This window comes from Erwinia sp. OLFS4, from assembly GCF_002752165.1.
In the GTDB taxonomy this organism is placed as follows: domain Bacteria; phylum Pseudomonadota; class Gammaproteobacteria; order Enterobacterales; family Enterobacteriaceae; genus Izhakiella.
In genome coordinates this window covers 36,127-61,053 of the sequence record NZ_MOMB01000057.1, presented here as the reverse complement: position 1 = coordinate 61,053, position 24,927 = coordinate 36,127, and the positions used below count along the sequence as shown (strand labels likewise).

Sequence of the window (24,927 nt, the reverse complement as noted above, 5' to 3'; positions counted from 1 at the left end):
TTAATAGCCCAATGGGTTCGCATTATTTCAAATTTAGAAAGACCAAGTGAGTATAAAGTTTGATTATTAATTTCTCCCTCTGAAATTCTTTGCGTAAGATTGTATTCAAACTCTACTTTATATCTATCAGCAGTTATAGATTTTAACGAGCCAACAAACGCCTCACCTTGCAAATTTTCCACTAGAAATAAGCAGGGTAATTCTTTTATTTCCTCAATTTGTTCCTTAGTGAGATCCTTGTATTTCCTAACTAATTTGTCTTCAGTATGCTCTAAAAACCTAGACCTTGTAAATTCATAACTTCCATTGGCTTCATTCCATGCCTGAGTATCTGCTGTAACGAATAGATTATACACTTTTATATTCCTTATTTTATATAGAAATTTACAATGTGTAATTTACGATTTTATCGTGATCCTTTAAACATTTAAAATCCACCAAAAGAGTTTACAGGTAGATACGCCTCCCCAGTCTGAGATGAATGACGTCTTATACGTGTAACTATCTCATCAAACTTCATGCCACCAGATAAAAATAAATATAAATGGCTATAGTCTAGTAATATTAGAGGTGTTCGACTGCCCGATGATTCACTTATGGCAACAGAGGAATAACCAGATACAGAAATCATTACAGCCATTGTATTATCTGCCATTTTTCTTACTTTAGCTTTTAATGAATCTATATCTGTAGCATCAGACTGTGTTTTTTGAAATTTTAATTCAACAAGATACGTTGTACCATCAATGGTTATGGCTCCATCTACTTGCCTACCATTAGTTTTATATGGCTTTTTACAAACGATTTCGCAATAGTCTACGAGCTTGAAAAACCATTTTTCGAATTCATAGCCACCATTTTGTGTTCCAATTTTATTATGCAAACACTCAAACTCAGATTTTAACTTAATTAAATCTGTTACGGAGCGTTTAATTTCAGCCCTCTCTTTTTCTGCTCGCACCCTGAATTCTTTTTTCTCTTTTTCATTCTGATGTTCTTCATTATGTTTTTTAATATACGATTTCAAATCTCTTACAGCACTTGTTGCTGACTGGATCATTTGTAAGGAATCCTCCCAGCCTCTTAAATCTGGAAAAGAAGTCTGCTCAGAAAGATTAATTGCCATCAGACAAATAACATTATTACCTTTTGCATTACTTTGCAGTTTAGGGAATAAACGATCTAAGAAAGCCCTCTTTGACTCATCCTCTCTCCACGTTGAAATAAAGTTTTCGGAAATATGTGAAGACAATAAAAATTTCTTCAGTGCCGGTTTACGCCAAAAGGATCTTAAAAGAGCTTCGTAGACAAGTGAGATTAATACTGGTGTTGCTTTAATGTTCAAATCAATGTCCTTACTGGTTAGACGACGCCCTTAAAAAACGCTTGATGCTCACAGAGTTAAGTTGCGAATTTTACCATAGTAAATATGAGGTTGATCAAGAGATAACGCAAAAATAGTAAGCAAGCATAAGCCCCGGCAGGCGTCATGCTCACTGCTGTTCTATCCACGTATAATTTTCCCGCACAAGCGTAGCTCAGCAGGCTCAGCAGGCTCAGCAGGCTCAGCCATCTTAATACTACCGATGCGTATGGGAAGCTCACCTTCTCGCTGGCACAGCTTCTTAATGGATTGCCACTCCTCAGCTTCTGTTTCCATGTGAGCTGTGACCGAATCAAAAGCACCTTCGGCTACGACTATGGGAGTTTCTTTATCTGTTTCATTATCAGCCGATTCTGTTTCAGGCACCTCGGCCAGTTCTTCTTCCAGTCCGGCCAAACTCGCTTTCAGCTCATCAAGGCTACCGGCAGCATCTCTCGGCGCATAGAAGAACAGCCCACTAATGAAGATAGCCTCCATAACCTCACTGAAAGAAAACGAGGTATCACCATAGACAAAGCAGCTATGCTTGGAACTCTTTACCCCTGATATGCTCTTCTTCAACAATCCGTCTTTCGCAGAAGTCATCAACGTCTGTTTGCTATAGAGGATTACAGGCAGGTTTTTAATTTCGTGAATATCACCGCTGATACTCCAGCGTTCTTTATCACCCTTAATGAAACCTGAAGCATCGCAGCTACTTTCTATGTCAAACTCATCAGTCGGGAACCGATCGCGATTAAAATAGGCCGAAAAATCTTCCCCTTCTTCCATTTCCTGACGCTTGTAAGCACGGTAAACCGAGCTTCGACGGTCAATTCCGATCCATTCAATATCCCATGTCGTTGGCCCGGACGGTTTTCTTACCTCATCTATATAAGCACCAACATCTCTGTCCAGATAAGCTGCTAACAACGCCTTCCATGGCTCTATAGCCAAGAAGATACTTGCCAGCGTTGTTCCTTCTTCAATCAGAGTCGTATGGTGGAAGAAGCGAAGAAGAAAAAAGGGATCGGTATTGGCTATCGTGTTCTGGATGGATAGCAATGGAACCGCCGAGGTTTCATCGTAATCGGACTGAAACCGCAGTATTGCATCGGAACAAAAAATTAATTTACCTTCCATAGCTCATCGCCTCCTGACGCTATCAGACAATGCATTTTACCAGAACACTGCCACTTACCGCATTCGACTTTAACCTGAACCATGTTCGTTGATAGCTCTGTATATAGATTCAACCCAGAAGCATTGACCTTATGGATAACATCACAATATCTGAAACTGATAACTCAGATTATAACATCTGTGATTTTATAGTTTCTTCACTCATCTGTGTGAGTTCCGAAACCAAGCGAATATAAATATTTTTCAACCTATCTTTATCGCAACGACTTACAGACTCCGATAACAGATAATGGCTATAATTATTGACATAAATATCATTGCCATTTTCAAGAGTGAGTTTTATTCCATGTTCAGTATCTTCTACTTTGTTTACAATACAGATCATAAATGGTGTTTTCTCATGGGGATGAAAGAGTGTTATCATTTTAATATTTTCCATTTGATTTTTCCTTTTTTATTTTTTATTTTTTATTTTTTATTTTTTATTTTTTACTATTTAATACTACATCGCGATCGTGAAAATCAAATTTATTTATGTTTTAACCATGATTTTTCCTCTTATTTTTAAACTACTTTTTGAAAAAATCTTTATCTCTGTGCTGACGCACGGCTACGCCCTGACGCTGACATTTTTATTTTATTCATCTCCTGTCTGTCAAATAAAAAGAAAAGTACTCGATCATTGTTTGATCTCTTTTCCTCATGATGATGAATTTTTAAACATAGTTTTTCCCTTTAGACATATAGCATTTGCTCTTAAACGCACAGGAAAACTATATCCTTGGTAGCAGCACTTCGTGATTGTTCGCAACAATCACTCTGCTGTGAGGAGCTTGTCTCCGATAATGATGGATTTATCCAAAAAAGATCGCGTCGAAGACGAATATAAAGTAAAAGGAATATTAATTAAGCATTCCACATAAAAGCAGCATTTCGTGATTGTACAAAACAATCACTGGCTGTTCATAACATAAAGTAAAGATCAAGAACAAAATCAAACGGTGCCATTTTCCCGGCACACTCCACGTTAAGGTTATTAAACATATTATAGTATTAATGATTCATAACCTATTATATTTAAAAGAGATTTTACGGAAAAAGTTTCCTGTACGGAAATTTAAGTTTCTTCTGTGGAAACCGAAGTTTCCTGTACAGAAACCAAAGTTTCTCCTGTGGAAACTTTTTGATAGTTAAAATTCTCCAAAAAAGTGAACGCTATTTCGCAAAAGTGTATTATTTTTCCTTTTTTCACATTTATTTTTGACAAAAGCACATGCTGCATTATATATAAAGAAAACAACAATAATAAAAAGGAAAAACCATGAGCATTGATTACAACACAATAATGTCCTCCAGCAGTCAACAGGTGGAAGATTATATCAACAAAAATGATTTTACAGACAAACAGAAACTGGAGATTTACAGTTTCTATAACAGAAACAGAAAAGATAAAATAACCGTAAATGTAAAAAAAGAGAGAAATTCTGATATTCAACCGGGAATAGCCTATGTTCATGCTTTTCTTGATAATCTGGAAAAGCTCGGAAAAAATATGTCTGGCGCAGAATACACAATAATGATCCGCTTATGTAAACTCATGCAGCATGGAAACCTCATTGCCAGTATATCTCAGTCGGCACTCGCAGAAGAGCTTAATATGAGCAAATCTAACGTGTGTAAATGCTGGAACAAGCTAGTAAATAAAGGCATTCTGGTCAAAGCAGGGAAGCATACCATGATAAACGCAAATCTCTTTCTGAAAGGCCAGTACAGAACATTAAATGCCACAAGGAAAGAATATGTTAAGAAGTCGCTGAGAACGACCAGTGAAGGTATAGAAGACGTATTCGTCACCGTTTATAAAGATACGGTACTTACAAACAACGCAGAAAAACCCATCGATAAAGGAGATGATAAACCTTTACTTTCTACTCCCGACGAAGATATTGACTGGGACTCTGTTTCAGAAGATGACATTTTTGTTGATTATCCTGAAGGTGTTGATCAAAAAGAAAGAATATAGTTTTCATCTGAATATTATCATTCTTATTTCCCGGTTATATTTGACACTTACACTATATCTCGTAATATAAACATATCCACTGTTTTATTTGCGAGGTATATATGAGGAAAGTAAAATTAGACAATGATGATTTAATTCAGTATCTGAACACCATCAAAGCATTAAAAAAATATCCAACGATGTCTGAATACAGAGATGAATATCGCAGATTAAGAACCAATGGCTCCCCCTTGATTGAAGCAAAAGAATTTAAATCTGCGCACACTAATCTCCTTAGATTAGACCGAAAGAAAAAATCACTGCTTGAAAAATTTATTGAAGAACTTAATCCTATTAGCCATGCATCGGCTCTTGCATCCAAGAGCCTTGAGAAGGTTCAGGAATCCATGCTCTACAGAAAAACTTTATTAGAAAAAACACCTGATGAACTCTTCGCTCTCGTCATAAAGCAGCGCACAGAAGCGGCTCTTGAGTTCCAGCGTTCTGTTGAGCAAAGTCTTGAGCAACTTTCAGAAATATCTTCTGATTTTAATGCATCAGCAACAAAGCGCCGAAAATTTTCTATCTAGAATAAAACTACCATACTGGCAGTATATTACCAATATGGTGGTTTTATTTTATAACTCATGTGGTGATACACGATCACGCTCCATTTTCTTAAGCAACTGTTGTAATCTTTCTGCCCTTAGCTTTTGAGCCTTCTTCTCACCAATCTCCTGATAGTATTCTTGCCGACGCTCCGCAACAACTTTGCGGAACTTCTTCAAAAACCGTTCCAGTGTTTTCATATCTGTTGCCGCAGCTTCGGCTTGGATTTTTTTATACATATACAACATATGAAATTCATCAATCATTTTTGGCTCCTGTTTTTATTTACTGTTTTTTAGTTAGCCCCTTGCGGGGCAACTTTTAGAACTCATTTCCTGAATCGTTCTGAATGGCACACCAACACAACAGCAATCTGCTCGAAGTTAACTTCATTAATACTCCCACTATCACCTTCTTGGGTTGTAAATCTCTCAAAGTTATTCTGAATATGGTCAATGATGTTCATAATAAATGGACTCATGAAATCAGGATCATCAAGATAGTCATTAGCGTCTCCATCTCCATTCACTTCCTGAAAAAGCTTCCAGCTTGCCTCCAATGATCTTATAGCAAGATCAAGGAACAGCTGTGTAGACTTATTTGTTACTACAGTTTCTTTAGACATAATCAATCCTCATCTTTACATGTTTGTTTGACTTATTTAGTCCCGGAATAGGAATAAACAGATAACTACTTTTTATAAACCAGATTAATGATCACTGATCCGTATCTTAAATCCATCTCACTGACCAGTTCGTTATTAACATAACTGTTCAACGCATCTGTCAGGTTTTCATCATCCATTACTTCCTCGGCTGAATACCCGCATAGCGCAATGAACGTACTGACGCTTGCTTGGATGGTGCAGAGTATTTCAGGTGTTTGCTCACATAGCAGACTTACTGATATTGCAATATTATCATTCATTTAAATGTTCCTTTATTAAGTTGATTATTAGCCCCTTGCGGGGCCATATACTGACCACATGACCATTAGTTTGAGTTAAAAATAACGTTGTGCATATGTCTCAGATTCACTTTGACCTCATCGAATAAAACATCTCTGAGAGAGCCTGAGCTTTTACACTCCTTAAGAAACTTATTAAATCCTTCCTTACTGTTTTCTATTACCTTGTCAAAAACATCATCCATATATATTCTGTCTTCAACCATTTTAACAAATCTATCGCCCATGTATTCCTGCATATTACTGATATAAAGCTCATAGCAATAAAATGACTTCACAAGGAATAATCTGGTAGGTTCATTGTAAACTTTGATTTCGTGGACTTCTGTTATTGCTTTACTCATTTTTATTTCCTTCTTTATTTTTAAGTGAACGTCCCCCTACAGAAATCTGTATGATTTTGGTAAGGGATATTATTTACAACAGTTTTATTTTCTTACGTTTACATAAAACCTCCTTAGATCATTATATGGATAATATTTGTTAAACTGCTTGTTTTCGTGATGCCTGAATAGCTCGTTCAATCCACGCATCCACCTCACTTTCAATAAAGGCGATTGCTCTTACACCTGTTTTTATCTGTGCGGGAAAGCAACCCGCTTTAATAAGCTCATATATCCATGTTTTGCCGAATCCAGTTCTGTTCATTACCTCAGGTAAACGAATAAGCTTGGGATGTTTATCTGTTTTGATTTGAACCATATTTATCTCCTGTGTTGTTCGATGAGATAATTGTATGGGTTTTTCTTGTGATTTAAGAGGGACGTTCGAGAAGAAGTTTTTTACGCAGATTTTTGGGAGGATAAAAATAGGGTATGTTCAGGTTGAGTGAATGTAGGCGATATCCGCATTGCGCAAAACACCGCCTCCGGGAATGTCAGTCCTCACCGAGTTCGTCAGTGATGAGATCCTGAACCTTCCAGTGTCTTCTGTCGTCGTATCTGTATGTAAAATCGACAAAAGACCGATAGTGAGCAAGCTTTGTCAGATATTTTACTGCCAGCGGATGGTCTGTAGACTTCATTTTCTCAACATCACGAATACCGTCTTTAAACTCGTCCGGGTAGATAAAACTGGTAAGCTGCGGCATACCAATCCTGACCTCTTCATCCTGCGCCCAGAACAGCAAATCCATGATGGGAATGATGTTGTAATCGAGTATTCTCTTGAGGTTGCTGACCCCAAAGCGAAAATCTCTGGCTGGAGGCTCAGGAGCCTGTAGTTGTTCTTTCCACTCAGGCACCATCACTTTCAGGTGATTGATGATTTCTTCGGATGACGTTTCCGCCAGATTAATTTGAACAAGCATCAACCCTTCGTTATTTACCCCGGCTTCCTTCAGATAATGCGAGACTTCCATATGAGGTAGGGGTTTTCCTTCCGGGTTAACGTATTTATCGAAAGCAGCCACATAACCCGCCACCTCCCATAGCCCCTGATGTGTGACAGGCTTGATGGCATAGCTGGAAGACAGTCTTTTTTCTGGCCCCCCGAAAACATCACCAAACACGACCTTGCCTTCAATCAGTTCTTCGTAATAGTTCTGATGCCTGCGACGGCTTTCAGGAGGCAACTCCCCACTGTTTTGCCCCATGCGGTAAGCGACAATCCTGTTTTCTATCTCTTGGAAAAGCTGTTCCACTGTCAAATTTTGCAGGACGCTGTAGTTTTCAATGTTGAACCACTCATTAACAGCGCTGGCGATCTCCGCTTTGGTCATGGGGTATCTATCCTTCTGGTTTTACTTATCGCTTTGATATGTTATGAGTAAACATATCGGATTTGATGGCGGTAATCTATTGAATGGAGCTGGGAAAAGCATCGTAACAATCAGTCCAGAGATGAAGATCGTTCAGTGAAGTTCAGTAAAGCGTGTTGTCATAACCAATTGAAAATAATTGACATTTTAAAGATACAAGATTAAAAATGTTGGTAAATATGATGGTAAAAAATCATGCCATTATTTCAATGCCTCTAATAACAGGAGAAACAGATGAAGTTCGAGTCCAGTCAGAGGAGCCAATTTCCTGCTTTTATGCTACCTTGCAAATATTTATTAATTTTATTCAGCTTGTTAGCGTAAGAATCTTTCCGCCGTAATTTTCTTTCACCCTCTGCGCAGGGAAACTGCCGGCCAGTTAGTCCAATAAAAACGCATCTTTACAAGCTCTGATACTGCCATCAGCGTTTTCTATTGCCACAAGCTGTATCTGCGGGCCACAGCGGCCGCGGTCCCACACCACAGAAAATATTTACCCCCAGACGTTGGCCAGCGCACAATAACAAACGCACCAACTTATCTTGTGGTTCAGCATGCTCAGCCAGAAAAAAAGAAAGGTTTCAGTGTCAGGATAACGGGCTGCGGTCTGGCAAAACATCGGTTAACTCAGCACGTTAATATGAGCCGTTAACGCTGGACGAGGCGGTTCAAAATGGCGGCCTGTTCAGCCGCCAGACTCTCCTACAATGTTCCTTCAGACCACTGGCCATTCACTAAACGACGTAACTGCCACGGATTGGCGTCTTTCAGCGAATCGGGCAGCAGTGACTGGGGGTAATCCTGATAGCAGATCGGGCGCAGAAAACGGTCAATTGCCAGCGTTCCTACTGAAGTTCCACGCACATCTGAGGTTGCGGGATAAGGCCCCCCGTGCACCATGGCATCACTCACTTCAACGCCAGTCGGGTAGCTGTTTAGTAACAAACGCCCTACTTTCTGTTCCAGCAACGGCACCAGATTGGCAAACTGCTGCAGATCTTCACCATCCGCCAGTAAGCTGGCGGTGAGCTGCCCACGTAAACCTGACAGCGCCTGCTCAAGCTCATACTGGTCTTCCACTTCGACGGCAATGGTTACCGGCCCAAACACTTCCTCTTGCAGCAAAGGATCGCCGGAAACCAGCATCCGGGCTGAAGCTTTGAACAATTGCGGATACGCCTGGCTGCCCTGTTGTAACTTGCCGGCAAGATGCGTTAACCCGGCATGCAAATGCAAATGATTCAGGCCTTTTTCATAACTGCGCAGTACATCGCGATTCAGCATGGTTTGCGCCGGGCTTTGCGCCAGATGCGACGCCATCTGTTGCAGCAACTGACTGAATTCAGGCGACCGGATACCAATGAACAAGCCCGGGTTGGTGCAGAACTGACCACAGCCTAACGCCACGGAAGCCACCAGATCCGCTGCAATTTTCTCACCACGCGATTTGAGCGCCGCAGGCAATATAATCATCGGATTGATACTGCTCATTTCGGCAAATACCGGAATGGGACACGGACGCGCCGCGGCCATGTCACAGAGCGCGCGGCCACCTTTTAGCGATCCGGTAAAGCCTACCGCCTGAATAGCAGGATGGCGTACCAGCACCTCGCCAATACCACTGCCATAAATCATATTAAACACGCCTGCGGGCATGCCGCAGCGTTGCACCGCATTGCAGATTGCCTGCGCCACACATTCTGCGGTTGCCATATGGCCACTGTGCGCCTTCATTACCACCGGACACCCTGCTGCCAGCGCCGCTGCGGTATCACCGCCCGCGGTTGAAAATGCCAGCGGGAAGTTGCTGGCACCAAACACCGCAACGGGACCAACGCCACGTTTTACCTGACGCAGGTCGGGGCGTGGTAATGGCTGGCGATCTGGCAAAGCCTGATCGATACGGGCACCGAGAAAATCACCACGCCGCAGCACAGTGGCGAATAACCGCATTTGTCCGCTGGTACGGGCGCGTTCCCCACGAATGCGCCCTTCCGCCAGCGCCGTTTCGCGCATTACCAGCTGGATAAAGTCATCGTCAAGCGCATCAATCTCATCGGCAATTGTCTCAAGAAATGTTGCACGCTGCGCTGGCGATGTCGCCTGATAGGCAGCAAATGCCTGCGCCGCCGCCTGACACGCCGCTTCGGCTTCTTTGCGGCTGGCTGGATGAAACGTCCATTTCAGGGCTGCTCCGGTGTGTGCATCAAAACTGTTGAGCGTTGACGGATTCTCACCGCTGCGCTCACCATTGATAAAGTTATATCCGCTTATCTTCATACTGGCTCCCGTCTCAGCGCAATGAAACCCAAATAGTTTTTAACTGAGTATACTGATCCAGTGCTTCGGTACCTTTGTCATAACCGCCAAACCCCGAGGTTTTGTAGCCGCCGAATGGCGTACTGATATCGCCTTCGCCATAACCGTTTACCGCTACCGTTCCCGCCTGAATCTGACGTGCCATGCGCAACGCCACATTGATATCGTTAGTGAACAACGTTGCCGCCAGGCCATAACTGGAATCGTTAGCAAGCTCAATCGCCTCTGCTTCACTGGTGAAGCTCATTACGGCAACCACCGGACCAAAGATTTCATCACGGGCAAGGTCCATATCACGGGTTACCTCATCAATAATGGTCGCTTCCACAAACCAGCCGCCGCTTTCAGGCAGGGCTTGTTTACCGCCAGACACCACTTTGCCACCCTGCTGTTTCGCGGTGTCAATGGCGGCCAGCACGCGCGCCAGTGCGGACGCTTCAATCAACGGTCCAAGTTTGCTGCTGCGATCGGTTGGTTCACCGACTTGCCACACCTGCGCCGCCTGTATCAAAGACTGGATAAAGGCATCTTTAATATCGCTATGCACCAGAATGCGTGAACCACAGGTACAGTTCTGTCCCATATTCCAGAACGCCGCGTTTGCCAGATTTTCAGCAATTTCATCCAGCTGCTCCGCCATATCCGGCATGACGATTTGCGGGCTTTTGCCGCCGCACTCCAGCACCACTTTTTTCAGATTGCTGTCGGCGGCGTAGCGCAGGAACTGACGGCCAATTTCAGTGGAGCCAGTAAAGGTCAACATATCGACATCGGGATGCAGACCAAGCGCTTTACCGGTGATATGACCTAATCCAGGCACCACATTGAACACGCCAGCAGGAATGCCGGCTTGATGTGCCAGTTCCGCAATGCGCAACGCGGAGAGCGAAGCCAATTCAGCCGGTTTCACCACAATTGAGTTCCCCGCCGCCAGCGCCGGTGAAATCTTCCACGACAGCGTGCCGGCCGGGAAATTCCACGGCAGCACCATGCCAACAACACCTACCGCCTCACGCACAATAAGTCCAAGGTTGCTGTCACCGGTGGGAGAAATTTTGCCAAACAGTTTATCCGCCGCTTCGGCATACCAGCGAATATTATTGGCGACATCAGGTAAATCAAGATTTTCACAATCCCACAGCGGCTTCCCGGCATCGATAGAGTCGAGTAGCGCCAGCTCCGCCGCATGTTCATCCACTAAATCAGCAAATTTTTGCAGGATTTTTTTACGCTCACGCGGAGCCAGCTTGCTCCAGCTCCCCGCCTTAAACGTCTTACGCGCTACCGCCACCGCCCGGTCGACATCCGCCGCTGAACAGCTGGCAATCTGATTAAGTACGCGACCCGTTGCCGGATTAACGTTGTCGAAAACCGCCTGGTTTTCCGCATCGGTAAATGCGCCATTAATAAACGCGCGGGTACGAACAGTTTCGGGTAGAGCAGTCATAAACACTCCAGTCAGTTAATTTATAAAACCTTGCCAAGAAATGCTTTGGCACGCGCATGCTGCGTGTCATGAAAGAATTGGTGCGGGGTACCCTGCTCAACCACCACGCCGTTATCCATAAACACCACCTGATCACTCACTTCACGGGCAAAGCCGAGTTCATGAGTCACCACGACCATCGTCATGCCTTCATCAGCCAGTTCGCGCATCACGGTGAGTACTTCGCCAACTAATTCAGGATCAAGTGCGCTGGTTGGCTCATCAAACAACATCAGCCGGGGTTTCATCGCCAGCGCACGGGCAATCGCCACACGCTGCTGCTGCCCCCCTGAAAGCGTGCGCGGATAAGCATTGGCTTTGGCAGCCAGCCCGACTTTCTCCAGCAGTTGACGGGCATGTTCGCTGGCCTCACGTTTATTAATACGACGTACGCCAACCGGCGCTTCAATGATGTTTTCCAGCACCGTCATATGTGGAAACAGGTTGAAGCCCTGAAACACCATGCCGATATCAGCACGCTGTCGGGCAATTTCCGCTTTCTTCATTTCATACAGTTTGCCATTGTGCTGGCGATAACCAACCATATTGCCGCCCACCTGCAGCAGCCCTTTATCAATGCGCTCCAGGTGATTCATGCAGCGCAGAAAAGTACTTTTCCCGGAGCCTGACGGCCCCAAAATACAGCACACCTTGCCATACTCGATAGTGAGGTCGATGCCTTTGAGCACCGCAAGATGACCAAAAGATTTCTCGACACCGCGCGCAACGACCGCGTGCACGCCTGACGAATGTTGAGCAACCGACATATCAGGCTCCTTTTGCGCTGGCCGCATCGTCATCGCACGGTGCGGAATTAAGATGCGAATGGCGATCGCTGCGGCCAAAGTGACGTTCGAGGAAGTGCTGGAACAGGGTTAACACGGTGGTGAGTATCAGATACCAGATCGACGCCACAATCAGCAGCGGGATGGTCTGGAAATTGGCAGTGTAGATTAACTGCGCCGAATAGAGCAGCTCTTCCAGCGCAATGACGCTCACCAGCGAAGTGGTTTTCAGCATGCCAATCAATTGATTACCGGTTGGCGGGATGATGATTTTCATTGCCTGTGGCAAAATAACGCGAAACATCACACGCATACTCGACATGCCCAGCGCTTCCGCCGCTTCACGCTGGCCAGCTGGCACTGCATTGAGGCCAGAACGCACGATTTCTGACATGTAGGCCCCTTCGTTCAGCCCCAATCCCAGCAACGCGGCGACATAAACGGTGATATAGGTGTTGGCATCAAACGTACCAAGGTTCGGCCCAATCGGAAAACCCAGGGTGATTTGCGGATAAAGCGCCGACAGGTTGAACCAGAAAATTAGCTGTACCAATAACGGTGTACCGCGAAAAGCCCATAAATAACCGTTGGCAATGCTTTCCAGTACGGGATTTTGCGACATTCTCATCAGCGCAATCATTGTGCCCAGCACAATGCCGATAATCATCGCCGCGAGAGTCAGCCAGACGGTTGTCAGCAAGCCGCTCAGGATTGAAGGATCAAACATATAGTGCGCCACCGTATTCCACTGAAAACGTGGATTGGTGACCATCGACATGATCAAACCCGCAGCAACAATCACCATTAATGTCGCTGCCACCCAACGTCCACGGTGCTTCAATGGAACCACGGGCATCTTTTCAATTTCGCGCATATCTCTCACTACCTGACGATTTAACAATTGTGTCTGTGCCACGTTTGTTCCCCTGACAGTCTTGAAACCCGATATGGAAGTTGCTAAGACCCTATATTAATCGATAACCTATAACCGCTTACATCTTGTTTGTTTAATATTTGTGAGTCAAGTCGAAAACAATCTGCGATCCGGAGGAAAAACTTATGACGTCATTTACGTGGCAAAACTGGGGCAGGAATCAGCATTTCACGCCTGCACGCCATGCCAGGCCTAAAATGAAGCTCAGGCTATTACGTTAATCCAGCAAGCGGTCAAAGCAAAACAACCGGTTCGGGTGGCAGGCAGTGGCCACTCTTTTACCCCGGTAGTCAGCACGGCGGGGTTGCTGCTTGATCTGTCAGCATTAACCGGAGTGATGACGCTTGATAGCATCAATTCGCGTGCCAATGTGTGGGCCGGTTCGCGTATCGCCGATCTCGGTGAACCGTTATGGCAAGGTGGTTTATCAATAGCCAATCAGGGGGATATTGATGTGCAGTCAATTGCCGGCGCCATTGCGACAGGTACCAAAGGGTCGGGTAAACAATTTGGATCACTGTCTTCACAGGTGGTCAGTATGCGGGTGGTAAACGGACTGGGCGATGTGGTGGATATCGATGAAACCCAGCCCGATCTGCTGAATGCCGCGCAGGTTTCGCTGGGATTGCTCGGTCCGGTGCTACGCGTCGGTTTGCAGCTGGTTCCCGCTTATAAGCTGCGTGAAGAGAATATTGTCCTGCCGATGTCCGAAGTGATGCAGCAATGGGATCACCTGCTAACCACCTATCGTCACTTCTCATTCTGGTGGATGCCCGGCAACCGATCAGCCGATATGTATAAGCTGGGCAATGTGCCGGCCGATCACTGCTTTGTCAAACTGTTGCGCGAAGTGCCTGATGATGGCCTGGATTTGCCGCCAGGTGAGATAAATCAGCGTACCGATCGCGCTTACCGCATCTACCCGGACGGCACCACTGATGCTGAGTTTCATGAGCTGGAGTATATGGTTGCCGCCCGCGATGCAAAACAGGCAGTGGCGGAAATGTGCCAACTCATGAAAACACGCTTCCCGCAAGAAATCTCGCCGTTACAGGTACGCTGGCAGCGGGCTGACAACGGTTTCCTCTCCGCACAATCGGGGCGCGATAGCACCTCACTTTCCGTTTCCGGCGAAATTGGCCGCGATTACCTGCCATTCCTCAAGGCAGTTGACGCGAAGTTACGGCCTTTTAATCCACGCCCCCATTGGGGAAAACTGCATTTTCTCGATCGCCACCGTCTGGCTGAGATTTACCCCGACTTTGAGCGCTTTCAGCAAATACGCCAGCAGTTTGATCCGCATAACCTGTTTCTTAATCCGCATCTGGCGGCATTGTTTGCGGATTAAAACAGCATTGACAGTCTCAGTGTGAGATGTAATATATTACCCATTACCAACTACTGTGAGTGTATCAACTAATGAAGATTGCGGCGATTGACGTTTTTGGTTACCAGTTAACCTACGCTCATGGCGAATATGTCATGTCAGGTGGCCGGGCGGCGCAGACTCAGGCATCCACGTTGGTACGGATTCGCACCGATGAAGGCGCTGAAGGCTGGGGTGAGAGCAGCACCCTGGGCGGTACTTACCTGCCCGCCTTCGCCGAAGGTATCCGCGCGGCAGTGCAGCAGATAGCCCCAGCACTAATAGGTATGGACCCTGCTAATCTCTCGCTGATTCATCAAAAGATGGATGCCCTGCTGCTTGGCCAGCAGGGGGCGAAAAGTGCGATAGATATCGCTTGCTGGGATTTACTGGGTAAAACAGCAGGTTTACCCATTAGCCTGCTAACAGGCGGCATTGCCCAACCCGACTTTCCTTTATATGAAGCAGTGCCGCTCGCCTCACCAGAAGCCATGGTGGCCTTTGTCCGCCATCGCGCAGAAGCTGGCATTAACCGCTTTCAACTCAAAGTCGGCAACGATCCTTTCGAGGATGCTTTGCGCACTCGCAGCGTTGTGGAAGCCTGTCCGGCAGATGCCGTGATTGTTGCCGATGCCAACGGTGGCTGGAATCTGCAAAAAGGCATTATCGCGGTACGCGAAATGGCAGGTTTAAATGTGATAGTTGAGCAACCCTGCCGTGACACCGCAGATTGTGTGTTGGTACAGCGCATGAGCAGCCTGCCGCTGTCGATGGATGAATCCGTCACCAATGCGGCCGAACTTTATCGTGCAAAATATGACGCCGGTGCCTGTTCAGTCAATATCAAACTGGCGCGTGTTGGCGGCATTAGCGGCGCAGTACGTATGCGCGATCTGGCGCAATCCCTCGGCATGACCATCTGTATCGAAGATGTCTGGGGAGGCGATGTCACCAGCGCGGCGGTGGCGCATATTGCTGCCAGCACCCGCCCTGATGCACTGCTGCACGCGTCATTCTTTAATGACTGGACCAACGAGCATGTTGCCGGATATCAACCGCGTTCAGTACGCGGACGCGGCACTGCCCCAACCGCACCGGGACTGGGCATTGAAGTCGATCGTGGCGCGTTGGGCCCGGCGTTATTTGAGGTAACACGCTCATGACCGGCTTCCCTGCCCCCTTTCAGCACTGGCTGGAGAAGCATGATCGCCATCCTATCAGCGCTATTGATTCCCATACTGGCGGCAATCCCACACGCATTGTTCTTTCAGGCATTGAATTACCTGCACAGGTTCAGGGAGTTGACGCTGCGCGGGCCTGGCTGCGCCAACACGCCGATCATTTTCGTCGTCGCTTAGTACATGAGCCGCGCGGTGGTGGCCTGACGTGCGCCGTATTACCGGTTGCCACACAGGAAGACCAATGCGATATTGGCGCGGTTATTCTCGAACCCGGATCTTATCCACCCATGTGCGGCCACTGCATGATTGGTTTTGCCTCGGCGATTGTCGAGCTTAATCTGTTACCGCATCTGCAACCCGCAGCCGATGGCAGCCTACATTTCCGTATTCGGACACCGGCGGGCGCAATTGGCGTCACGGCGCACGGTAACGCCAACGATCTTCACAGCGTGACGCTGACTAACGTCGAGTCCTTTGTGGTGCGCAAAGACACCCATCTTATTGATGACAAACCGGCAACCGTTGAACTGCTCTATGGCGGCGACTACTACATTTCTGTCGATGCCAGTCTGATTGGCTTACAGCTGGATCGTGACAACGCGACAGAAATTGTGCGTGTAGCCCGTTCACTGCGTAGCAGTTACACGCAACAGGGTGTTCGCGACCCTCTTGATGATAGCGAACCCGATGTCTATCAGGTTTTGTTCTATCACTATGATACCGCCACCCCGGACCAGGCAAAAATTGTCGTGGTTGCGCCACCGGGGGTCGTTGACCGTTCACCCTGCGGAACCGGCAGTAGCGCGTTTTTTGCCAAGGTGGTCAGCGAGGGATTACTGCCAGCCGATGGACGCCTGACCACGCACAGCATTATTGGATCGACGTTTAGCGTTAGCGCGCATCAATTGCGCCAGACGCCACAGCGCCTCTATGTCACGCCCGCGTTAACCGGTCGGGCATACATTAATGGTTTTCTGCTGATTGCCGCTGATAGCGCGGATGCACTCGCAGATGGCTTTGCCCCACTCTGACTGACTTACTGGAGAACAAACATGACGCTTAAAGGTGTACTTTCCGCCATCGTGACGCCCTTCACGGTAGATGGTGAGCATATCGATGAAGCCGCGCTGCGTAAGCTGGTTGATCAAGGTATTGAAGATGGTGTAGATGGCTTTGTCCCGGCGGGTGGTACCGGCGAGTTTTCCGTGCTGTCACAGCAGGAGAGAATGCGCCTGATCGAGATTGTGGTCGAGCAAACGGCAGGACGTGCCAGCGTACTGGCGCATACCGGTGCAACCTCAACGCGTGAAGCGGTAAAACTGTCGCAACATGCCCAGCAGGCGGGTGCAACGGCGTTGATGCTGGCGACACCCTATTATGAGCCAATCGGCTTTGATGAAGCCTGGCGCTATTATGCCGACGTAGCGCAAGCTAGCGATCTGCCCATTTGTGCCTACAATTTCCCGCCAGCCACCGGTTTGCATCTTGATGTTGATTTTTTAGTGAAACTGGCCCGCGAAATTCCGCAGGTACAATATGTCAAAGATTCATCTTCCAATATTATGCAGATGAATACGCTATTAGCCGATTACGCTAATGACATCACCTTTCTTAATGGTGAAGATGTATTAATGCTGCCTGCATTGATGTTAAAAGCGCCTGGAATGGTCATGGGGATTGCTAACTTTATGTCACCTGGCCTGGCGAAATTGCAAAAAGCCAGCGAAGCGGGTGATGCAAAAACCATTGCAGAGATCTGGTGCCATATCAATCCACTGATTCGTTTTCTGGCCAGCAATCGCTATAACAGCGGCGTGAAAGCAGCCTGTGAACTGCTTGGTCTGCGCGTGGGGCCAGTGCGCGCACCAATTCCACAATTCACCAGCAGCCAGAAAGAACAATTGAAAATGTTACTTAACCAGATTGACCGTTCATTACTGACCAGGGCAGCCAGTAAATAATTAATCTGGTCTGTAAGCTTATTAATATATCAGGTTATTCATAAGGGAATAATTATTCCCTTATAGCACCTGACACCTCAACGCTGCGCTGTTGGTCTTTTTATTAATTAAAACCGGTGAAACTTTGCTGTTTCACCCCTCGCTCAATGCAATAAAGTGCTGGTCGCTTTATTAAGGTTATGTCCTTTGGAGATGAATATGAAATCGGATATTTTTTCTGGCGTCATCCCGGCGTTAATGACGCCTTGTAAAGCTGACCGCTCACCAGATTTTGATGCGCTGGTAAAAAAAGCACGCCAGCTGATCGTCGCCGGCATGTCATCCGTGGTCTATTGCGGTTCGATGGGTGACTGGCCATTACTGAGTGATGCACAGCGCATGGAGGGAGTTGCGCGTTTAGTCGCCGCCGGAATTCCGGTAATTGTCGGCACGGGTGCAGTCAATACCGCAACCGCTGTTGCCCACGCGGCACACGCGCAAAAAGTCGGCGCGAAAGGATTGATGGTCATCCCGCGCGTACTGTCGCGCGGCTCAGTAATTGCCGCGCAGAAAGAACACTTTAAAGCTATCCTCAGCGCGGCTCCAACCTTACCTGCGGTTATCTATAACAGCCCTTATTACGGTTTTGCTACACGTGCTGACCTGTTCTTTGCCCTGCGCGCAGAACACCCTAATCTGATTGGCTTTAAAGAGTTTGGTGGCAACGACGATCTCCGCTATGCGGCGGAACACATCACCAGCCGGGATGACCAGGTGACCCTGATGATTGGCGTCGATACCGCGGTATTTCATGGCTTCGTCAACTGTGGCGCGGTTGGCGCTATTACCGGCATCGGCAATGTGCTGCCGAAAGAGGTGCTGCATCTTTGTAATCTGGCGAAAGCGGCCGCGGCGGGCAATGCCGAAGCTCGCCAACGTGCGCAAGAACTGGAAGCAGCACTCGCCGTTCTCTCTTCGTTCGATGCCGGTCCGGATCTGGTGCTCTACTTTAAACATATGATGGTGTTGCAAGGTGACCGCGAGTATCAACTGCATTTCAATGCCAGTGACACCCTTAACGCCAGCCAGCGTGGCTACGTTGAGAAACAGCTAACGCTGTTTAAAAACTGGTATGCCGAATGGAGTCAGTTAGCGGGTGCAGTGCAGGATTTTAAAGCATAATGACATCGGGCGCACCCTCAGGTGCGCCCTTCTTTTCGCGCTAAAGTTTTATCAGACGCTGTTGTGCCGCTGAGCGGTAAATCCCCTCGACCACCCGTACCGACAACAACGCGCGATCATCACAGCTTATCTCGCCGCGCAACAGTGCATCAGTAATATGCTGCAGCTGAATCCGTTGCCCGTGGGTTGGGTAGTCACGGGGGTCCTGCGGATCGGCAAAACTAAATGCTGCCGGCATGCTGTGGGTTTCCCCCTCCTGGTCGCAGCAACGATACACAATCTGATCATGCTCACCATTAATAATAATACAGCCCCGGGTGCCGCTCAGGGTCAGCAGATGACGCTGACCGGGATAGGCAGCGGTGGATGAGCTCAGGGTAGCAAACACGCCATTGTCGAACTGCAACAGCGCCACCGCAGTATCTTCCGTCGCAATATGATGATAATGCGTAGCGGTGGTGGCAAAGACAGCGCTGACTGGTCCCAGCAGATATTGAGCCAGATCGATCAGATGGGTCGTTTGTGTGATCACGCAACCGCCGCCTTCTAATTGATGGGTACCACGCCAGGCGGCACGCTGATAATAATCATGATGGCGATATTGATTATCCACAATATTAACCAGCAACAGTTTACCCAGTTTTCCAGCCTGTACATCCGCCAGCGCCTGACGGGCCGCCTGAGAAAATACCCGTTGATAGATAACGTATAGCCCGACCTGTGCAGCTTTACAGGCGTCGATGATCTGTTGTGCCCGGCATGATGAAATTTCCAGTGGCTTTTCGATAATCACCTGTTTGCCGGCCTGCGCAACGGCCAGAGCATAATCACGGTGAGTGCCGTTTGGGGTGGTGATAATTACCGCATCAAGTTGTCTATCACTGAGAAACAAATCCAGTTCTGTATAAGCGTCAGGAATAGAAAAAGCCGCGACAAAAGCCGCGGCTTTTTCACTGTCGCGGGCCAACACGCTTATCAGCTTTGCACCGCTAACCTTCGCCAGTTCACGGGCATGAGTTTGCGCAGCTACCCCTGCACCGATAATGCCAAAACGAACCTCTCTCAGGCTTTTTTTTCCAGTGCTGGCGATGATTCGGTAGCCGGACGCAACTGAGCCACTTTGTGGTCGTTATTCATTAACCGGCTGCGAGCACGGCGTGCGGCTTCATGCCCGGTGCCGGTGGCAATTTCCATATTACCAATCTCGGCAAAGTAATCGCCTGCAAAGTGAATATCCACGTCTTTGCGTTCGCAATACGCCAGCATTGGATCGAAATTGAAGCCTGCGGGACGATAGGTATTACCAGGTTCCCAGCGTTGCACAATAGTCTCTTTCACATGCCCTTTCAGCGTCGGGAACATTTTATAGATATCGGCCAGGTAGCGATCGCGAATCTCATCATCGCTCAGTTTCAGCATTTGCCGCGCCGGTTCCCCACCGGAATAAACCATTAAACTGCCGCCAGGCTTGCGTGGACCACTGCTACGCAGCGGATTAGCATGGTTGAAAAACATATCAAATGACGCGTCGGGCGTGGTTATCGCGTAAATATCGTCGTACGGCATCGGGCCGGTTTCATCAGTGATAATGCCCATGGTGGGGAATGGACCATATTGCACACCTTGCAACGTTTCACGTACCTCATCGGGGATATCCCGGGTAATGGCGGCAGCCTGATAAGCTGGCACCGCAATGATCACCTGCGATGCGGTGGCAACATGCTCAACGCCATTGGTCTCATAAACCACCGTGTTATAACTGCCTGTTTTGGCAACCGACTTCACTGTAGTGTGATAACACGCACGGCTGCCCATTAACTCCATCATCACTTCACCAAAACGCCCGGAACCACCATTAAGGTTAAGCGCCATCGAATCGCCTTTTCCGGCCCATACCGCGCCAAACAGGGAACCCCCTACCCCGGCATGCTGATCTTCCATTTCTGCGGCGGCGCGTCGTGCCGCCGACTGAAACAGGGCTTCTAAGCGTTTCGGCAGCGGGCCCATAAATTGACGAAACGATTGATCTGACATATAACGCGCCACGCGCGCACGACGATGCTGATTGCTTTCACCATAAATCGGCTTCATTGCTTCCTGCCAGCCTTTTACTGCTTTCATGATGCGTAACCCATTCCAGGCCAGCGCGATACGTTCGCCCAGCTTCATTTTCATCGTGAGTGGCAGTGCAGAAACAGACCCAGGCTTGTAGACTTTGCCATCCCAGTAAATCGCGAATTTGTTACCGGGAATAGCAATCACGTCCAGCCCAATCGAATGCAGGATGTTGCGCATATGCGACCCGGCAGGTGGAAACAGATGGCCGCCGAGATTAATCCAGTAATCGCCGCGACTCATCGAGTAAAGACGCCCCCCCAGGCGGTGCGTCTTCTCCAGAATCATGATCTTTCTATCACGCAGCTCCCAGGCTGCAGAAAGGCCTGACGGGCCACCACCAACAACAATCACATCGTATTCGGGTTGTTCCATTATTCACTTATCTCAATAGCTTAATTGTACTGAATCATCGTAAAAACATGGAGTTATGTTGATGTCCTGGCGTTTTTAATGGGGAGAATGCAAAGCCACTTGCCTAAGTCATATGTAATGGGTAATATATTACACATAACTTCCTGCTGTCAATGTGTCGTTCTTGTTCTTACACCAGCGTGCCATATGTCATTCCGAGGAGCGTTATCGTGAAAATGTATAAAAGCAAAATGTGGTGTTATGCCCTGCTAGCCGTTACCAGTATGCTGGCGACGTCTGCACAGGCTGCTATTGCCAAAAACGATCGGGTTGCTGCCCTGCTGCCTGATGCCATTAAATCAGCCGGTACGTTGCGTATTGCCATTCCTGATATCGGCAAGCCGCTGGCTTATAAAGAAAACGGCCAGCTGAAAGGTATGGATGTCGAGTTAGGCCATGCGGTCGCTGCAGTGATGGGATTGAAAGCCGATATACATCTGGTTCCCTTTGCTGCAGCGCTGGCCGGCTTGCAGGCGAATAAATATGACGTGGCCTATGGTGAATTTTATGTCACGGCTGAACGGCTTAAAGTCGCCGACTTTGTCTCGAACTGGCAGGATTACAGCTCCTTTCTCGTGAGCAAAGCCAAAGATTTCAAACCTAAAACGTTAAAAGAGATTTGCGGGCATAAAGTGGGTGCAATGGCAGGTTCCGCCGAACTGGCAACACTCAATAGCGCGAAAGATAAGTGTGGTTCCACCGCCCCCACAATCAGTGCCTTTGCTTCCATTAACCAGGCGATTCTGGCCCTGAATAGCAATCGCGTGGATGGTGTACTCATCAACCGCGGCGGTGCGCAGGAAGCGATTAATATGGATAAACGTCTGGATGCGTCCGGTGAAATTGGTGGCGGTCCAACCGCAACAGCGGTGGCACGTAATGCCAATGCTGAGAAACTTCTGCCGGCCATCAAATCTGCTTACGACAGCCTGATTCAAAGCGGTGACTATATGAAGATCCTGAAAAATAATGATACCGCCTATGGTGCAGTGCAAAGCGCCGTGATTTACCAGCAGAATTCGACACCACCTTCCTACGCATTCAACTGATTGTTACTTAAGGCTGCCGGTGACCGGCAGCCTTAACGTTTGTAGTAGCGATAACCAGTTCTCAACGGGATTTAATTTACTGACTGGAACATTCATATTGAGAACTATAAGTAAAAAGAATAAAATGTAGCGTGTTATCGACTACTCAAGTATCACGGAGTATACATGGAACCAGAACTGCAATTACGACAAACCAATCTGCGCGATCAGGCGTTGTCGATTCTTAAATTGCGACTTATCTCTGGCGATCTCGTGCCTGGCGAAATTTATTCGGCCTCGGCGCTGGCAGAAGAACTGGGTGTGTCTAATAGCCCGGTTCGCGAAGCAATGTTAACCCTGGTCAATCAGGGATTGATGGAAGCAGTACGCAACCGTGGTTTTCGCGTGCTACCGCTCAGCCGTAAAGAGCGACAGAATATTTATGAACTGCGTATGCTGCTGGAAATTCCATCTATGGCAAAATTAGCAGGCATGAAAGAGAAGCTTCAGGCACGTGAAGCGGAATTCACTAAAATCATTAGTGATATGGTGCGTTACGCGCATGAAGGCAATATCGTGGGTTATCTGGAAATGGACCGCCAGTTCCACCTTGGCCTGCTGGCGATTTTAGAAAATGATCAGCTGGTCAATATCGTTGAAAACCTGCGCGATCAATCACGTCAATTCGGCCTGAAAGCGCTGCGTCAGACAGGCGGCCTGATTAAATCTGCCGAAGAACATCAGCCGATATTAAATGCAATGGTTAGTGGTAATGCCGCGTTAACGGCAAAGCTAATGACAACCCATTTAAACCATCTGGTCGGTGACTGGGCCGGCTAAGTTACTGGCGTAAACTAACAGCCGGCTTACCGGCGGTTAAATAATCACAATATCCATACGTGCCGCCAGCTGTAACAAACGGCCGATAACCTTTTTATCTTTAATGAGCGCGCTGGTTTTACTCAGCGTCACACCGTCAGCGACAATGCGATCGGCAAACAGTACGCTGGCCTGCCCCTGATACTGACGCGACGGCCAGCTCATCCCCTGAATCTGAGGATGCTGTTCATGAATATGCTCTGCCCACAGGCGAGTGTCCGCGTATTCTGCGGCATCACAATGAATCAGGCGCTTACCCACGCGCATTTTTATCAATGAAGCATGATCAAGCTGCGCAATACGCAAATCATGGGTTATCACGATGTCACTATGCTGCAGTCCCAGCAGTTTGCGCTGATCGAACACAATCTGCTTTTGCGAAATATCGATATCATGAAACAACACTTCGCACAGCGCAATTTCGCTGCTAGCGGCCGCGTACAGCGTCGGAATGATCTGATGAGAGAGGCGGTCGCGGATAGGACTGAAACGCGCATCTCCCGCGGCAAAATCATTAAACTGATTACCACGATAACAATCGCGATGCAGACGAAATAAATGCGTGCCGGCCGCCAGCACGCCTTCATTAATGTTTATCCGGTCCGGCGGAGCAGGAAAAGCCTGGCCGACGGTCTTATCAGCCATGCATTATGCCCTGCCGCTCAGCCTGAACCGCCCGCAGCAGCATAGATTTATCGCCATCAAGCCAATCTTTAGGCTTGTTACCCTTCAGCCAGCTGTTAGCGGTCCCAAACCAGTAGGCTAGCTCCCAGCCACTTTTAACCCCTGCAAACAGCTCTAAAATCTCTTTCACGACTGGCAGCGGCTGGTAGGCACAGTCCAGGCAATAGCGTGGATAAAGATCTTTTCCCTGCACGCTTACCGCAAAAATACGGTTACGCCGCTTCCAGGTATTAGGTCCGGCACTGCGATTTTTGTTTTCAAAACCGGCTTTATCGGACAGCTGCGCCGCTGGCAGCCACGTGGCATCAGCGAGAATAAATTGACGCAGATCTTCCAGTCGCCGGGCATTACCGGCACGTTCAGCTTCGAAACCGGAAAAAATATCCAGTTTTTTTTCTGCGCCGTCGGCCATCGGCCACTGAGCCGGTTCCGGCGTCATACGCACCCGGGTATCCTCCAGTCCGAGGGAAGCGAGAAAACGATTAATCTTTTTTTCAATATCAACCTCATCCACCCGCTGGGGTTTGATGGGATGACCAGCACGATTTTGTAGCGGAATGACCAGATACTGCGCTTTACTTTCTTCTTTCAGCAGGTCGATGGTTCTGGCATCAACCAGCATCGCGCCCTGATATCCTTTCATTCGCACGCTGGATTTCTGTTTTGTTGACATAAATGCCCCCTGCACAAATTTGATGATATTGAGTATATCGTATATTTATTAAACATCAACCCGGCACGGACTTCGCTAACAATCACTCAGAAAAGTGCA

General features: G+C 47.6%; 26 protein-coding genes and 1 pseudogene. 9 read left to right on the top strand and 18 right to left on the bottom strand.

Annotated features, from left to right (window positions below):
* The 4 genes and pseudogenes from BL249_RS14630 to BL249_RS14615 all read right to left on the bottom strand — a co-directional run.
* Positions 1-356, bottom strand: a pseudogene (locus tag BL249_RS14630) (hypothetical protein); the annotation flags it as partial.
* Positions 357-427: 71 nt separating this feature from the next.
* Complete coding sequence (locus tag BL249_RS14625) at positions 428-1,345, bottom strand: restriction endonuclease (RefSeq protein WP_199073489.1); 918 nt, start codon at positions 1,343-1,345, stop codon at positions 428-430.
* A 159-nt stretch (positions 1,346-1,504) separates the two neighbouring features.
* A complete protein-coding gene (locus BL249_RS14620; RefSeq protein WP_099716801.1) occupies positions 1,505-2,506 on the bottom strand; it encodes a hypothetical protein in 1,002 nt (333 codons plus the stop codon).
* 169 nt (positions 2,507-2,675) lie between these two features.
* A complete protein-coding gene (locus BL249_RS14615; protein WP_099705549.1) occupies positions 2,676-2,945 on the bottom strand; it encodes a hypothetical protein in 270 nt (89 codons plus the stop codon).
* A gap of 882 nt (positions 2,946-3,827) precedes the next feature.
* On the opposite strand from BL249_RS14615, the gene BL249_RS14600 reads away from it, so the two are divergent.
* Both BL249_RS14600 and BL249_RS14595 read left to right on the top strand, forming a co-directional pair.
* Positions 3,828-4,529, top strand: a complete 702-nt coding sequence (locus tag BL249_RS14600; RefSeq protein ID WP_099705548.1) for a hypothetical protein — start codon at positions 3,828-3,830, stop codon at positions 4,527-4,529.
* 101 nt (positions 4,530-4,630) lie between these two features.
* Complete coding sequence (locus tag BL249_RS14595; RefSeq protein ID WP_089187390.1) at positions 4,631-5,098, top strand: DUF4756 family protein; 468 nt, start codon at positions 4,631-4,633, stop codon at positions 5,096-5,098.
* 48 nt (positions 5,099-5,146) lie between these two features.
* Here the strand turns inward: BL249_RS14595 and BL249_RS14590 are convergent, their stop codons facing one another.
* From BL249_RS14590 to BL249_RS14545, 10 genes are all read right to left on the bottom strand, one after another.
* Complete coding sequence (locus tag BL249_RS14590; protein WP_089187391.1) at positions 5,147-5,383, bottom strand: H-NS family histone-like protein; 237 nt, start codon at positions 5,381-5,383, stop codon at positions 5,147-5,149.
* Positions 5,384-5,445: 62 nt separating this feature from the next.
* Complete coding sequence (locus BL249_RS14585) at positions 5,446-5,742, bottom strand: hypothetical protein (protein ID WP_000032534.1); 297 nt, start codon at positions 5,740-5,742, stop codon at positions 5,446-5,448.
* 65 nt (positions 5,743-5,807) lie between these two features.
* A complete protein-coding gene (locus BL249_RS14580) occupies positions 5,808-6,044 on the bottom strand; it encodes a hypothetical protein (protein ID WP_000999357.1) in 237 nt (78 codons plus the stop codon).
* A 65-nt stretch (positions 6,045-6,109) separates the two neighbouring features.
* The gene (locus tag BL249_RS14575; protein ID WP_038424694.1) at positions 6,110-6,427 is read right to left on the bottom strand and encodes a hypothetical protein; all 318 of its coding nucleotides are present in this window, start codon (positions 6,425-6,427) and stop codon (positions 6,110-6,112) included.
* A 139-nt stretch (positions 6,428-6,566) separates the two neighbouring features.
* A complete protein-coding gene (locus tag BL249_RS14570; RefSeq protein WP_038424695.1) occupies positions 6,567-6,785 on the bottom strand; it encodes a helix-turn-helix transcriptional regulator in 219 nt (72 codons plus the stop codon).
* 175 nt (positions 6,786-6,960) lie between these two features.
* Positions 6,961-7,803, bottom strand: a complete 843-nt coding sequence (locus BL249_RS14565; RefSeq protein ID WP_038424696.1) for a DUF6387 family protein — start codon at positions 7,801-7,803, stop codon at positions 6,961-6,963.
* A gap of 741 nt (positions 7,804-8,544) precedes the next feature.
* The gene (locus BL249_RS14560) at positions 8,545-10,122 is read right to left on the bottom strand and encodes an aldehyde dehydrogenase (NADP(+)) (RefSeq protein ID WP_099705547.1); all 1,578 of its coding nucleotides are present in this window, start codon (positions 10,120-10,122) and stop codon (positions 8,545-8,547) included.
* 13 nt (positions 10,123-10,135) lie between these two features.
* On the bottom strand, positions 10,136-11,608 hold the full coding sequence (locus BL249_RS14555) for an aldehyde dehydrogenase (protein ID WP_099705546.1): 1,473 nt from the start codon (positions 11,606-11,608) through the stop codon (positions 10,136-10,138).
* A 20-nt stretch (positions 11,609-11,628) separates the two neighbouring features.
* Positions 11,629-12,414 carry an amino acid ABC transporter ATP-binding protein gene (locus BL249_RS14550; RefSeq protein WP_099705545.1) on the bottom strand — a complete coding sequence of 262 codons (786 nt, stop codon included), beginning with the start codon at positions 12,412-12,414 and terminating at the stop codon, positions 11,629-11,631.
* Between the two features lies 1 nt (position 12,415).
* Positions 12,416-13,348: an amino acid ABC transporter permease gene (locus BL249_RS14545; protein WP_241898897.1), complete on the bottom strand. Its 933-nt coding sequence runs from the start codon at positions 13,346-13,348 to the stop codon at positions 12,416-12,418.
* 274 nt (positions 13,349-13,622) lie between these two features.
* On the opposite strand from BL249_RS14545, the gene BL249_RS14540 reads away from it, so the two are divergent.
* The 5 genes from BL249_RS14540 (at position 13,623) to BL249_RS14520 (ending at position 19,035) form a co-directional block, all read left to right on the top strand.
* On the top strand, positions 13,623-14,714 hold the full coding sequence (locus tag BL249_RS14540) for a D-arabinono-1,4-lactone oxidase (protein ID WP_099705543.1): 1,092 nt from the start codon (positions 13,623-13,625) through the stop codon (positions 14,712-14,714).
* A gap of 71 nt (positions 14,715-14,785) precedes the next feature.
* Complete coding sequence (locus BL249_RS14535) at positions 14,786-15,895, top strand: mandelate racemase/muconate lactonizing enzyme family protein (protein ID WP_099705542.1); 1,110 nt, start codon at positions 14,786-14,788, stop codon at positions 15,893-15,895.
* Positions 15,892-16,944 carry a proline racemase family protein gene (locus BL249_RS14530; protein WP_099705541.1) on the top strand — a complete coding sequence of 351 codons (1,053 nt, stop codon included), beginning with the start codon at positions 15,892-15,894 and terminating at the stop codon, positions 16,942-16,944. The genes BL249_RS14535 and BL249_RS14530 overlap by 4 nt, the downstream gene beginning before the upstream one ends.
* 21 nt (positions 16,945-16,965) lie before the next feature.
* Entirely contained in the window at positions 16,966-17,874 is a 909-nt protein-coding gene (locus tag BL249_RS14525) for a dihydrodipicolinate synthase family protein (protein ID WP_099705540.1), read from the top strand.
* A 198-nt stretch (positions 17,875-18,072) separates the two neighbouring features.
* A complete protein-coding gene (locus BL249_RS14520) occupies positions 18,073-19,035 on the top strand; it encodes a dihydrodipicolinate synthase family protein (RefSeq protein WP_099705553.1) in 963 nt (320 codons plus the stop codon).
* Between the two features lie 40 nt (positions 19,036-19,075).
* Here BL249_RS14520 and BL249_RS14515 read toward each other — a convergent pair whose 3' ends face one another.
* Both BL249_RS14515 and BL249_RS14510 read right to left on the bottom strand, forming a co-directional pair.
* The gene (locus BL249_RS14515; protein ID WP_256385419.1) at positions 19,076-20,080 is read right to left on the bottom strand and encodes a Gfo/Idh/MocA family protein; all 1,005 of its coding nucleotides are present in this window, start codon (positions 20,078-20,080) and stop codon (positions 19,076-19,078) included.
* A 17-nt stretch (positions 20,081-20,097) separates the two neighbouring features.
* Positions 20,098-21,525, bottom strand: coding sequence for a protoporphyrinogen/coproporphyrinogen oxidase (locus BL249_RS14510; RefSeq protein ID WP_099705538.1), 1,428 nt, complete (start codon positions 21,523-21,525; stop codon positions 20,098-20,100).
* A 215-nt stretch (positions 21,526-21,740) separates the two neighbouring features.
* On the opposite strand from BL249_RS14510, the gene BL249_RS14505 reads away from it, so the two are divergent.
* Both BL249_RS14505 and BL249_RS14500 read left to right on the top strand, forming a co-directional pair.
* Positions 21,741-22,613, top strand: a complete 873-nt coding sequence (locus tag BL249_RS14505; RefSeq protein ID WP_099705537.1) for a transporter substrate-binding domain-containing protein — start codon at positions 21,741-21,743, stop codon at positions 22,611-22,613.
* Between the two features lie 165 nt (positions 22,614-22,778).
* Positions 22,779-23,432 carry a GntR family transcriptional regulator gene (locus BL249_RS14500; protein ID WP_099705536.1) on the top strand — a complete coding sequence of 218 codons (654 nt, stop codon included), beginning with the start codon at positions 22,779-22,781 and terminating at the stop codon, positions 23,430-23,432.
* A gap of 36 nt (positions 23,433-23,468) precedes the next feature.
* Here the strand turns inward: BL249_RS14500 and BL249_RS14495 are convergent, their stop codons facing one another.
* Positions 23,469-24,116, bottom strand: coding sequence for an RES family NAD+ phosphorylase (locus tag BL249_RS14495; protein WP_099705535.1), 648 nt, complete (start codon positions 24,114-24,116; stop codon positions 23,469-23,471).
* Positions 24,109-24,828: an integrase gene (locus tag BL249_RS14490; protein WP_099705534.1), complete on the bottom strand. Its 720-nt coding sequence runs from the start codon at positions 24,826-24,828 to the stop codon at positions 24,109-24,111. Before BL249_RS14490 ends, BL249_RS14495 begins: the two co-directional genes overlap by 8 nt.
* Between the last annotated feature and the right edge of the window lie 99 nt (positions 24,829-24,927).

Coding starts and splice junctions, on each gene's coding strand:
- BL249_RS14525 (WP_099705540.1), top strand. CDS start 16,966: ATGACGCTTAAAGGTGTACTTTCCGCCATCGTGACGCCCTTCACGGTA.
- BL249_RS14520 (WP_099705553.1), top strand. CDS start 18,073: ATGAAATCGGATATTTTTTCTGGCGTCATCCCGGCGTTAATGACGCCT.
- BL249_RS14560 (WP_099705547.1), bottom strand. CDS start 10,122: ATGAAGATAAGCGGATATAACTTTATCAATGGTGAGCGCAGCGGTGAG.
- BL249_RS14595 (WP_089187390.1), top strand. CDS start 4,631: ATGAGGAAAGTAAAATTAGACAATGATGATTTAATTCAGTATCTGAAC.
- BL249_RS14500 (WP_099705536.1), top strand. CDS start 22,779: ATGGAACCAGAACTGCAATTACGACAAACCAATCTGCGCGATCAGGCG.
- BL249_RS14510 (WP_099705538.1), bottom strand. CDS start 21,525: ATGGAACAACCCGAATACGATGTGATTGTTGTTGGTGGTGGCCCGTCA.
- BL249_RS14550 (WP_099705545.1), bottom strand. CDS start 12,414: ATGTCGGTTGCTCAACATTCGTCAGGCGTGCACGCGGTCGTTGCGCGC.
- BL249_RS14495 (WP_099705535.1), bottom strand. CDS start 24,116: ATGGCTGATAAGACCGTCGGCCAGGCTTTTCCTGCTCCGCCGGACCGG.
- BL249_RS14580 (WP_000999357.1), bottom strand. CDS start 6,044: ATGAATGATAATATTGCAATATCAGTAAGTCTGCTATGTGAGCAAACA.
- BL249_RS14575 (WP_038424694.1), bottom strand. CDS start 6,427: ATGAGTAAAGCAATAACAGAAGTCCACGAAATCAAAGTTTACAATGAA.
- BL249_RS14620 (WP_099716801.1), bottom strand. CDS start 2,506: ATGGAAGGTAAATTAATTTTTTGTTCCGATGCAATACTGCGGTTTCAG.
- BL249_RS14565 (WP_038424696.1), bottom strand. CDS start 7,803: ATGACCAAAGCGGAGATCGCCAGCGCTGTTAATGAGTGGTTCAACATT.
- BL249_RS14530 (WP_099705541.1), top strand. CDS start 15,892: ATGACCGGCTTCCCTGCCCCCTTTCAGCACTGGCTGGAGAAGCATGAT.
- BL249_RS14555 (WP_099705546.1), bottom strand. CDS start 11,608: ATGACTGCTCTACCCGAAACTGTTCGTACCCGCGCGTTTATTAATGGC.
- BL249_RS14490 (WP_099705534.1), bottom strand. CDS start 24,828: ATGTCAACAAAACAGAAATCCAGCGTGCGAATGAAAGGATATCAGGGC.
- BL249_RS14615 (WP_099705549.1), bottom strand. CDS start 2,945: ATGGAAAATATTAAAATGATAACACTCTTTCATCCCCATGAGAAAACA.
- BL249_RS14590 (WP_089187391.1), bottom strand. CDS start 5,383: ATGATTGATGAATTTCATATGTTGTATATGTATAAAAAAATCCAAGCC.
- BL249_RS14535 (WP_099705542.1), top strand. CDS start 14,786: ATGAAGATTGCGGCGATTGACGTTTTTGGTTACCAGTTAACCTACGCT.
- BL249_RS14570 (WP_038424695.1), bottom strand. CDS start 6,785: ATGGTTCAAATCAAAACAGATAAACATCCCAAGCTTATTCGTTTACCT.
- BL249_RS14600 (WP_099705548.1), top strand. CDS start 3,828: ATGAGCATTGATTACAACACAATAATGTCCTCCAGCAGTCAACAGGTG.
- BL249_RS14585 (WP_000032534.1), bottom strand. CDS start 5,742: ATGTCTAAAGAAACTGTAGTAACAAATAAGTCTACACAGCTGTTCCTT.
- BL249_RS14505 (WP_099705537.1), top strand. CDS start 21,741: ATGTATAAAAGCAAAATGTGGTGTTATGCCCTGCTAGCCGTTACCAGT.